We start from the raw sequence: 10,935 nt of genomic DNA on the forward strand, positions 1-10,935 counted from the left end.
AATGCTCTTCGGTGTTGTCTGGCAGGGTCAGGCGCACCAGTTGCCCGGCGCTGTAATGGTAGGCGGTGATGTTGCCCGCAGCATCGGTAAAACGGCTGAGCTGGCCGAGGGCGTTGTACTGCCATTGGCTGACTTTGCCCGAGCAGTCGGTGTAGCGGGTCAGTTGGCCGTCGGCGTTGTAGGCCAGGTGTTTGCTGCCGCCGAGGGCGTCGGTAATGAGCACCGGCAGGTTGTCGCTGTTGTAGGCGTAGCAGGTTGTGTTCTCCAGCGGGTCGAGGGTTTCGATGATGTTGCCGCGCGGGTCGTAGTCATATTTCCACAGGCCGCCTTCGGCATCGCGGGTCTTGAAGCGCTGGTCCTGGTCGTCGTAGGCGTGGTGAATACTGCTGCCGTCCGCGCGAGTGTGTTGCAGCAGGTTGCCGTGATCATCGTAGGCGTAGCTGTCAGTGCTGCCGTCGGTGTGGATATGGCGGGTGACGTTTTTGGCGGCGTCGCGAAACAGCCATTCTTCGTTGCCGTCGGGGTAAATGATGCGATAGGTGTAGCCGAGGATGTCGTAGTAGTGCCAGGTCTCTTGGCCGAGGGCGTCGGTGACGTAGGTGAGACGGATATTGGCGTCCCATTCCAGGCGGGTGTCGTAGCTGCCGTCGTCGGCCCACTCGCGCACGGCCTTGGCATCCGGACCGACGCCTTGCCATTGCAGGTTCATGCCACGCCCGGTGCGGTCGGTGTAGCGGGTGATCAGGTGATGTTGGTATTGATACGCCCACTGCGCGGCGTTTTCGTCGCGGGCAGCGCGCAGATCGCCGTGTTCGTCATAGTCGTAGCCCGCCAACTGGCGCAAGGGCGCGCCTTCGTGCATCAGCCACAGGGCGTTGATGCGGCCGTGGTCGTCGAGCTGGGTGTGGATGTGCTGGTGCGGGGTCTCGCCCTGGTGGGTGATCAGATCCGACAGCACTGCCTGGCCTGCGTGCTGGTGGTCATAGTGCAGGGTGACGCGGGCGCCGCCGCGCAGGGTGATTTCACTGAGGGCGTAGTGATCGCCCAACTGCTGGTAGTGTTCCTGGTTGTCGTGGCCGCGGGCGATGACCAGGGTGGTGGCTGAGTTGCGAACCAGCAGTACGCCTTCAACGGCGTCGTAGTGATGTTTGCCGAGCTTGGGGTTGGGATAGCGGTGGTTGCGCCCGTCGGCACCGAGGTAGATCAGGCCTGTGTCGTTGACCGCGATGCGGGTCGTAAAGGGGGTGATCCAGCGTGCGCCGAGGCTGCCGTGATCCAGGGCGTCGAGGCTTGAACGGTAGGTGCGCACCCATTCAACCGGGAAGGGTCCGGGCAGGGAAAAGTCAGCGTGTGCGACGGTTTCGCTACCCGTGGCGAAGCTGATACTGCAGCCGGTGCTGGAGGCGGTTTTGTTTTTGCAGCCGGGATCTCTGTCGGTGTGACGTTGAGTGTTTTGAGTCACCATACCCCCTTGGCCTGTGTGGGCCTGGGCGTGGTTGACATGTTGTGGTGCGACGCTTGCTGGCTGGGTGCCGCGGCGCTTGCGGCGGGCGAGGGCGCTGACCAGTTCGGCAATCAAATTGCCAATGCTGCCGATTTTTCCCGCATCGCCCAGCGACGTGACCTTTTGCGCGGCCAGCTTGCCGATATCGTCGGCACTCTTGGCCACGCTGAGCAGCTCTTGGCAGGTGCTTTTGGAGAGCAGTCTGTCGTCGATTAAAAAATGCGCCCCAATGGCAAACAGCGGGCCTGCGAACAGAGAAGCTTTCTTGGCCTTGTTTGCCAGCGTCTTCTGTCCGTCATCGCTGGCGATGCTCCTGAGCATCTGGGCGAAGGCGGCGCAAGCTTTGCTGATTTCGGCGGCGATTTTCGCCAACAGCTCGCTGAGACGGGTTTGAATGGCGGCGGCAAAGTCTTCGAGTGCGCCTCGGGTTTTGTCGTTGAGATTCTCTTCGAGGGCGGTAAGCATGGCTGCTGAGATGGCCGCCAGACCGTTCTTGCGCACCGTGGACAGCGTGGTGCGCACCGCCAGCCGGGCAGGACCGACGCCGGGGAACGAGACCAACCCGACCACATTGATACCCAGGCTCACCCAGGTGAGGAAATCCTCGCGGTCACCTTCGATCAGCGTGAGCAGATCGCCAATGGCATCAATCCCCGCAAAGACTGTACCGACCCCGGGAATAACCGAGCCAGCGGCGTGCACCATGTTCCAGCTGACCGTATCGTTGGTGAGCTTGCGCAGCCATTGGTCGAGCTTTTCCTTGCTTGCCTCTATATCGTCTTTGGTGACCGTATTGATTGGGCTGTTGGCCGATTGCCGTGGGCGAGTGGCAGGAGAGTTCATGATGATTTCTCCGGGTTGCCGAGCCGCGGCCCGGAAGCATCGATGCTGTCCGCGAGTGTTTTGACCGACGAGGGCATTTTGCTGAGAGCTGCTGCCTTCAGCGCGTTTTTAGACGGTGGGGTGTTGAGTACTGTCTCAAGCACCGCTCTGGCCTGAACCGGCAGGTGGGTGCGGGTGGTCTTAGCGGTGGTGGTTTCGATTTGTTCATGGGGCCCGGGGAAACCCGGATCGGTCCAGACATCAACCGGGTCCTTGTTGAACTGGACGTTGGCCGGGCCGGGTGCCAACCCTGCCACGACTGCAAATCCATTGGCATCCAGCACACCTTTGAACACCTGCCCCAGAGCATCTTCTACCTGGTATTGGCCCCCCTTGAACGCCAACCCATTGGCATAGTGCTGAAGCAACTCCAGATTGCCAGTACCGCTTTTGATGTCTTGGGGAAACGCCGCGGCCTGGCTTTGCGCGTTTTTATAGGCAAAGTTGCTGGCATGGGCGATGTATTGGCCGCTAGTGGTATGGGTGATGCCACCGGCGTTATAGGTGGTGGTGCTGCCTGCGGCCTTGATCACCAGTTCTTCTTTGGCGCTGAGGGTGATGCGTTCGGCGGTGGCGGTGATGTTGAGCTTGGCCAGCAGGTTGATGTTGTCTTTGAGAGCGCGAATGTCGATGTCGCCGGACGCTGCGACCAGTCGCCAGCCCAAGCTCTGGACGAAAGTGCGCACGCCGCGGCTGGCGCTGATCAGCAAGCGTTTGCCGATGGCCAGGCTGGTGTGGCCGCCACTGGTCAGGGCCAGGTGTTCGCCGCTGGTCAAGTGGGTGGATTGCGGTGTGCTGCTGGCGATTCCGGCAGGGCTGTGCAGTACCAGATAGGGTTCGCTCAGCTCAGGGAACTGGTTGGCACTCGGGTTGCCGCCTGTCCCGCGAATGGCCGCATGCTGGTCACTGAGTGCCTGCGCGACGTCATCTTGATCACCGCGTTCCTGGGCCAGATGGTCGCGGGCCAGGTGAGAAAAGGTGGCGTGATGTTGCTTCGCAATGCTGAGTTGCTCGGCGCATTCGGGCAGGTCGGTGTGATGGGCGACGGCGCGGGCGCGAAGCTGGGTTGTCAGCAACAAGCCGCCGCCCGCCCGCACCACACCGTGGGCGTCGGTACGCAATTCAAAGCCTTCGCCACGAGGTGCTCCGCCATCGGGGCGCGGATGGGTCAAGAAGCCCGTGTTCAGCGCTGTGTGCTGATGGTCGGTCATCAGCGTGGCGCTGATTTGGCCATGGGTGTCATCAAGGCGCAGTTCGTTGTGGCGTTGGCCGTGCAGCTCCTTGCTGCGGATCGGGCTAATGGCCTTGAATTCCGGGAGTTTGTAAGGTGTGCGATTGATGGCGTGGTAACTGCGGCCAATCACCATCGGCTGGTCGGGGTCCCCATGCAGGAATGCCACCAGTACCTCTTGACCGATGCGGGGCAACGCCACATGCCCCCAACCCGCTCCGGCCCAGCTCTGGCACACCCGCACCCAGCAAGAGCTGCGGTCGTCGTTGCGGTCTTCACGGTCCCAAGGGAACTGCAGACGCACCCGGGCATGCTCATCGCAATAGACTTCTTCGTTGGCCGGGCCGACCACCGTGGCGATTTGCGGGCCCTCGATACACGGCTTGGGCAGCAACGGGGCCTGCCATTGCAGGGTGTCAGGGATCAGTGTGGCGGTCAGGTTGTAGCGAGTGCCGACACGGCTGTCGGCGGACTCTTCTTCCAGGGCGGTGTGCTGCTGCCCGCTGTGGTGGATGTGCACGGCGCGCCAGCCGATGTTCATGTCTTCACGCGGGTGGCCGACCAGATCAAAGGCCAAACCCGGCACCAGCCGCGCATCATCGCCCGTCACTTCAACCGTGCGCGCATCGCTGCGCAAGGCCAGCAGGCGGGTGCGGGTAAAGGGTTTACCGGCGTTGTCATGTTTGTAACGACCGGGGTAGTCGTAGCGTTCATAGCCGCTTGATTGATGGTCCAGATGCATCGCTTGTTCTTGTTGTTCCAGGTTGTAACGCGGGTGGGTGAAGGTGTAATCGCGCTGAGTCTGCTCGCTGCTACGTACCTGTTCGCGGTAGGTAAAACTGTGCAGTGCCGGTTGCGCGGGATCGCCGCCGGGGTTGGGCGCATAGACCAACGGCTCATCCTGCAAAATGCCGAAGGTGGCGATGTGGTCAGCCAGAATCAACGAATGCCCGGCCTCACTGTGCTGGAAGATCGACAGCAAACCTTCTTCTGCGGCCAGGCGCTGATAAAACGCCAGGTCCAGCTCGCCGGCCTGAACGCAGAATTCACGTGTTTGATGGGGCTCGGTCAGGCGCTGGGTACACGCGCCCCAGTGGCGATCCTTGAACAATTGCTGGAGTATCTGCGGCACGCTGCGCTGCTGGAAAATGCGCCAGTCCGATTGCAGGTTGGCGCGGGCCAGCTCGGGCTCGATGCGGGCGCGATACCAGGTGCGACGAAAGCCGGTCTTGCCTTGCTCGAACTGGCTGATCAACCCGTGCACGTACCGTACGGGCTGGTCGCCCTGAAAGAGGGTCAGTGTGGCGGGTTTGTCCAGCAGGGTGGCGAAGTCGGCAGTGGCGGACTCGCTGATCAATTCAACGTTTAAACAGAAAAGTTCAGAGATGCCTTCGCTCAGTTCAAATGACACCACCTCAAAGGCAATGTCGGCTGTTGAACTGAAGGTAAACCGCACATCCTGTGGACGGGACATAGTTGCTCCTGAGTGCGTGCACAGGGGGCAGAGTTAAGTTGCTCTGTGCGCAGATTGCGGTTTATAGGCAATGGCTTAGATTGAATGTCATGAACTTTAAAGATGACTTTTGAGTTCGTCCTCTTCCGTATTCCTTATATTGCGTAGGAAGATTCCGTAATTAAGTTATTTACGGGAATTATTCGGGTGCGGTAATCATGTGAAGGCAGCAAATTTTGGGGCGGGCGTGAGCGAATTAGCTCGCCAGAAGAGCAGGGGCTGCTGTTGGCTGAGCAATTTTTGCAGTGCCTGATCATCTTTGGTGTTGCACGCTGTAACGGCCCAGGTTTCCAGTCGGAACGTGCTGAGCAAGGATGTGGCCGATGAGGTGAAACCATATCGAGCCGGGCATGGAATAGATAAAACCTCCCCAATTAAAGGAAAGATCTGACAGATCTCTAGCAGAACTGGCCGATACAGTCCGCGCTCTTCAAATAAGTTGGCCAGCATCAATCGGCGCGGACGGTCTTAATCAGGGAAAATACTACATGCGCCTTATTCGTCGACAAGATCGCGAACGACTTGGAATTAGCTTCAGAAATATAGAATCACCATTTTTTGCAAAAGCGAACGTAGAGCGTGCTTTGCACTTGCCCCATACGCCTCTTAACTTATCTCATGTTGATGCGTTCGGTCGGCCAATGAGTGACCAACAAATCGTAGAGGCTGTTGAAAACGGAGACTTGTTGCTGGTCGACGCTGACCCCTTCAGTCCGTTAAGCGATGACAACTTGGGTCGGTATGCGCACATTACGGGGCAAGGCAGGCCTGGCAGTTTTCATAGCCCCGTAGATCGGGAGAGAGAACTACTCCCAGTCTCAAAGCCAGAGTTCAGGCAGCCACTGCAAGAGCCGGGCTTCTATGTTGTTCCCAAAAGTACGATAGTCGATCAGTTAAAGGCTGCGCTGTTCTCGTCGCAATACCCCGCAGTGATGAGCAAGTTTGATGCACTCAACCCTGGGCTGAGCACTGTCAATGCCGGTTCGATGATCGTGTTGAGCGATCCCAACAACCTGCAATGCACCCGCGAAGAAGCGATATTGATGGCGGCCGCTGCCAAAGCCAATGAGGCGGTAAAAGCGCTTAGTCCGGAAGAGGCCAACTTTATGGTTAGGTATCGTGACGAGATCGAAACCCTTTTTGCCCAAGGTGCCACATCAATCGGGATCGGGGAGGCGATGTTTGCCAAGAACCTGGACGACGTAAAAAACCTGTTTAAAGACATTGAAGCGCTGCACGTACGGTCGTTCCAAACGGATGGACATCTTCGATCAGCAGAGTTTTTTGCAGAGCGTAAGCGGCTGCTGGCACAACTCAACACGCACCTGACCGCTTTAACCCGTAAAGGCATAGGGTTTGCGGACCACCCGAATTTAAAAAGTGCGCTTGGCATCTCTACTCGAAGCTTGGTTCATCGCTGGACGGCGGCGGGTGGCGCAGATCAAATACCGGGATATGCCACCCATATTGAAGGTGTCTCCAAAGCAGCTAAATATCTTAAGCTCGGTGGATGGATTGGCACGGGTATTGGTGGAACTGCCTCTTACATGAAGGTTCAAGACGTTTGTACGGCGGGGAGTACTGAGGCATGCAAGAGGGTTAAGTTCACTGAGGTGGGTAGTTTTGCCGGAGGGATTGGAGGGGGCTCATTAGCGGGTGCGCTTTTAACAGCCCCAGCAGTTGCAGGTATATGTGTTGGGCTAGGAGTACCATCTGCAGGTGTTGGAACATTAGTTTGCGGTGTGTTTGTGGTAGGAGTCGGTTCTTTTACGGCTGGAGCCTTAGGTGGTGCCGCTGGGGAAGCGATGGCTGATAAGATTTATGAGATAGCCCGATGAGTTTGAATACAGCAGATAAAATATTTTTGGCCGTAGGATTAATCGATTTTGCGGGAATATTTATTTGGATCGGTGTGTGCTTGCATCTTGCATATACTCAGATGGACCTGATGCTGGATCATTTGAAAAATAGTTCGCTAATCAACACTTTTGCTCCACTCAGGCAAGGTGGCCCATGGGGGAGGTTAGTGTTGATTGGAAGTATTTCGAGTGTTATAGCTTTTCCCGGTTTTTATCTTAAACGCGGGAGTGTTAATGCTGAGGATCTTCGATGCTTTACTGGTTCTCTTAAACGTAAGTTAGTGATGTTGCAATGGGGTGGGCTAATCCTTTTAGTGGTTATGGTTTGTATTGGCGTAGTGGCTAAATTGGGGTTTGTGTAGTTTCTTGCGCACCGGTCACATCAAGCTCAAAGGTACATAACAACGACTTCCAAGGCGTCCTGAATAAGCTCGGTACCCCGCGAGGCTCCAGACGCTGGGCCTCACAACGGTTACGTTGACGACCAGCAGAACAGCTAGGGATGCTCCGATCAACTTGCTGCGCGGCGGCCGCAAGTCGTAATTTGCACGGCACGCAGCGCTATTTGCTCAAAACGACCTGATGCAGTGTTCATCGAGGGCGTTTTTCGCCCGGTTTTCCATGTTAAGCGCGCAACTCGCCCATACCCATCAGTTGTTTTCGAGCCATCCACAGGTTCGACAGGGCGAACAATGTGGTCAACTGAGCCGTGTTTTTCATCAGCCCACGAAAGCGCACTTTCACGTACCCAAATTGGCATTTGATCACCCGAAACGGATGTTCGACCTTGGCCCGTGTCTGGGCTTTGCAGTACTCAATCTTGCGCTTGGCCTTGTAGAGCACGCTGCGTTTATTCAACTTGGAATAGGTGCTGCGGCGCGCCGCGATTTGCCAGATCACTTCACGATTTTCATGCTCTTCACGCTTCTCAACGCCGGTGTATCCGGCGTCTGCATACACTGCATTTTCTTCGCCATGCAAAAGCTCGGCGACCTGTGTGACATCGGCGACGTTGGCGGCGGTGCCGTGGACGTGATGAACCAAGCCGGACTCGACATCAGCGCCAATATGGGCCTTCATTCCGAAGAAATACTGGTTACCTTTTTTGGTCTGATGCATCTCGGGGTCGCGCTTTCCCTCTTCGTTTTTAGTCGAACTGGGAGCATGAATAATGGTGGCATCGACGATAGTGCCCTGACGCAGAGACATGCCTTTGTCCTGCAAATAACCATTGATGACCGCGAGGATTGCAGGTGCAAGCTGATGCTTTTCCAATAAGTGCCGGAAATTCATGATCGTGGTGTCTTCAGGTATCGGGGCGCTCAAGGTCAAACGTGCAAACTGGCGCATGGGCGTGATTTCGTAGAGCGCTTCTTCCATGGTCGGATCGCTCAGGGAAAACCAATTCTGCAACAGATGAATACGCAGCATGGTTTCCAGAGGATAGGGTTTTCTGCCGCCACCGGCCTTGGGGTAGAACGGCTCGATCAGGCCCAGCAGACCCGTCCAGGGCACGACCTGATCCATCTCGGCGAGGAAGCGTTCGCGGCGTGTCTGCTTGCGCTTGCCGGCGTATTCGAAATCGGAAAAGCTCATCTGGCTCATAGGCGGCTCGGATCAGGTGGTCAGGCGTATTTCAGCACATTTGAAAACTTGTTCGGAGATTCCCTAGCTCCACTTAAACAGTACTGTCGAGCAGTGCTCAAGGCTCACGAAGTACTGGCTGACAGGGTGGTGCCGATTGAGGAAGAGGTGACGCTGCGGGGGCAGGCACTTGAACATCCAGGCCTGACATGGCCAGAGAAATGTCATTTTCGTGTATGCGTTAGCTATACACCCGGTTTAGTATTACTCTACATAGGTCAAGGCTCTCGATTGTGTTATTGAGGTTGCCTGTCCTAGAAGCAATTGTGCATGAGAGGTGATGCTATGAACCCGCCAGCGGCCAACAGTCCGGAAAAACGAAAGCCTGTCGCTATCAACATGAGAGCCGACAGCAAAAAACGTGACCTGATAGACATGGCCGCCGCCTTGTCAGGCAGTGACCGAACCAGCTTTATTCTGGACGCCGCCTGCAAAAGAGCAGAGGAGGTGATCCTGGATCAACGGGTGTTTGTTCTTGATGAGGCAGACTTTGATGCTTTCGAGCAAGCCTTGCAGGCGAGCCCCTTGAAAACTAATGACCGCTTGCGAGCGCTGCTAGAAAGGCCAAGCCGATGGACCTGACTAGACCCGCAAAGCTGGTCGAAACTCATGATCTGAGTGCCTTCGACTGCGGGGAGGACAGCATTAACGAATACCTGTTAAAAAAAGCGCTCAAATCCCAGAGGGCAAAGCACGCATCGGTATTCGTTACATGCATCAAAGGCACAGCAACAGTTGTGGGTTATTACTCTCTGTCGAGCGGTCAGGTTTTGCGCTCAAGCGTCATGCCCAAAAAAGCACAACGTAACTCGCCCGATATGCACCCGGTTACCATTCTCGGACGCATGGGCGTGTGCCAAACGGCCCAAGGGCAGGGGGTGTCACTTGATTTACTCAAAGACGCCATCGAGCGTTCTATTTTTGCTTCCGAAAACGTTGCATCAACGGCTCTGGTCGTCCATCCGCTGAATGAGCGCCTTGCGACCTTCTACGAGAAAGCAGGCTTTATCCGTTGTAACTCACTGTCCCCAATATCGATGATGCTTCCTTTTAGTTAAGTAGAAGCATCGCGCTGATTGCCTGAGTATCACCCCCACCTTTTTAGTTTTGCCCCGTCATGTGCGGGGCTTTTGTCGTCTGTAGCATTTATTACGCCGACCTGATGCTGAAGTGTTGAGTGCTGCACATGATGTGCTTCCCGTGCCTCTCCATCCTTAAAAAAACACCTGACCGCTATCGAAATTACGGGGTCTGCGGTTTGCTTCGTGTCTTCTAAAAATCATGACGCTTCATCACAGTACATTGCTGGGCAATTTGTAGGATATTTCTGCTATCGTCGCAGGTAAAATCTCAAGCCTGTGTCGGCGGGCGCTCCTACTATTGTTAAGTGCTAGCAAAAATGAAATTGAAGCCTCAGCAAATCAATCAGTTTCTTGAAAATTTGAAATTTTCCGTCGTCAGCCATACAGATAAGATCTGCATTTGGCGTTATAAAAATGGCGAGTACCTGATCGTAAATGTGAAGAATATTTCAGGAAAATCTGCCCTGGTAATTGATCCCGGTTTGGCGGCGCGAGTTTCTGACCTTCAGAGTGTTAACGGTGTGAGCGTCGGGAGCGAATATATTCACCATAGCAATATGACCGTGTTTCCAAAGCGCTTAAATCAAGGTGGGGAGTTGATTCACTACGGTATACCCGTATCGCTAGAGTCTGAAAATTCGTTAATTGGTTTGTTGAAGATTTTGTATCCGTCGCTTACTGACGAACTGGTAGGTGCAGTAAGGCTCTCATTTGCAGGCGAGGTTTCTGCCTCCGAAAGTCAGCGTGTTACCCATTCAGAGTTACTAGCGTGGCTTGAACAGCGTACAGGGCAAGTGCTGACTTGGGAGCAACTCCAAAATGCACCGTCTACTGTTGCGATTTCGGCAAAAGGCATCTACAAGCCAAAGGAATCTGACTATGCGTTGTCGATTAGTCAAAGGCTAGACAGTCCTTACAGCGATCAAATGCCCGTTTATCAAGAGAATGGAAGTTGGCACTATACCTATGCTCAAGAGGAGAGCCCGCGTGGGAGTTCCACTAAACTTTTTACCAATCAGGGGCTGTATAGGTGTAAGGAGGATGGAGTGCCTGTGGCTGTTCTTGTGCAGCTTACTAAGAAACCACAAGTCACGACATATAGAGTATTAGGGCTAGCAAAGGTTATTTCGTGGGAAAAAGGGTGGCGGCGGCAAAAACTGAGTGCAACACCTGACCTTTCCGGTACGGTGCTGCCCCTATGTCTTATTCCGAACTCAGCG

At 55.4% G+C, this 10,935-nt stretch carries 8 protein-coding genes; 5 read left to right on the forward strand and 3 right to left on the reverse strand.

What is annotated here, in order from left to right; genetic code table 11:
- Positions 1–2,347, reverse strand: a 2,347-nt coding sequence (locus tag GHO41_RS26970; protein WP_178126593.1) for a DUF6531 domain-containing protein, incomplete at its 3' end; no start/stop codon positions are given.
- Positions 2,344–5,091, reverse strand: a complete 2,748-nt coding sequence (locus tag GHO41_RS26975) for a type VI secretion system Vgr family protein (RefSeq protein WP_153435130.1) — start codon at positions 5,089–5,091, stop codon at positions 2,344–2,346. The genes GHO41_RS26975 and GHO41_RS26970, both read right to left, overlap by 4 nt.
- Positions 5,092–5,618: 527 nt before the next feature.
- Between GHO41_RS26975 and GHO41_RS26980 the strand changes: the two genes are divergently transcribed.
- Both GHO41_RS26980 and GHO41_RS26985 read left to right on the forward strand, forming a co-directional pair.
- Positions 5,619–6,968, forward strand: coding sequence for a hypothetical protein (locus GHO41_RS26980; protein WP_153330739.1), 1,350 nt, complete (start codon positions 5,619–5,621; stop codon positions 6,966–6,968).
- Positions 6,965–7,351 carry a hypothetical protein gene (locus GHO41_RS26985; RefSeq protein WP_153330738.1) on the forward strand — a complete coding sequence of 129 codons (387 nt, stop codon included), beginning with the start codon at positions 6,965–6,967 and terminating at the stop codon, positions 7,349–7,351. Before GHO41_RS26980 ends, GHO41_RS26985 begins: the two co-directional genes overlap by 4 nt.
- Positions 7,352–7,613: 262 nt before the next feature.
- Here the strand turns inward: GHO41_RS26985 and GHO41_RS26990 are convergent, their stop codons facing one another.
- Entirely contained in the window at positions 7,614–8,594 is a 981-nt protein-coding gene (locus GHO41_RS26990; RefSeq protein WP_034113392.1) for an IS5 family transposase, read from the reverse strand.
- Between the two features lie 324 nt (positions 8,595–8,918).
- On the opposite strand from GHO41_RS26990, the gene GHO41_RS26995 reads away from it, so the two are divergent.
- The 3 genes from GHO41_RS26995 to GHO41_RS27005 all read left to right on the forward strand — a co-directional run.
- Entirely contained in the window at positions 8,919–9,215 is a 297-nt protein-coding gene (locus tag GHO41_RS26995) for a DUF1778 domain-containing protein (protein ID WP_153330737.1), read from the forward strand.
- Positions 9,206–9,691 (forward strand): GNAT family N-acetyltransferase, encoded by a 486-nt coding sequence (locus tag GHO41_RS27000; RefSeq protein ID WP_153330736.1) that lies wholly within the window; start codon positions 9,206–9,208, stop codon positions 9,689–9,691. Before GHO41_RS26995 ends, GHO41_RS27000 begins: the two co-directional genes overlap by 10 nt.
- A 341-nt stretch (positions 9,692–10,032) precedes the next feature.
- Positions 10,033–10,935 (forward strand): DUF2002 family protein (locus GHO41_RS27005; RefSeq protein WP_153435131.1); only part of this gene is annotated, 903 nt, incomplete at its 3' end.

This window comes from Pseudomonas sp. FSL R10-0399, from assembly GCF_009600165.1.
In the GTDB taxonomy this organism is placed as follows: Bacteria; Pseudomonadota; Gammaproteobacteria; order Pseudomonadales; family Pseudomonadaceae; genus Aquipseudomonas; species Aquipseudomonas helleri.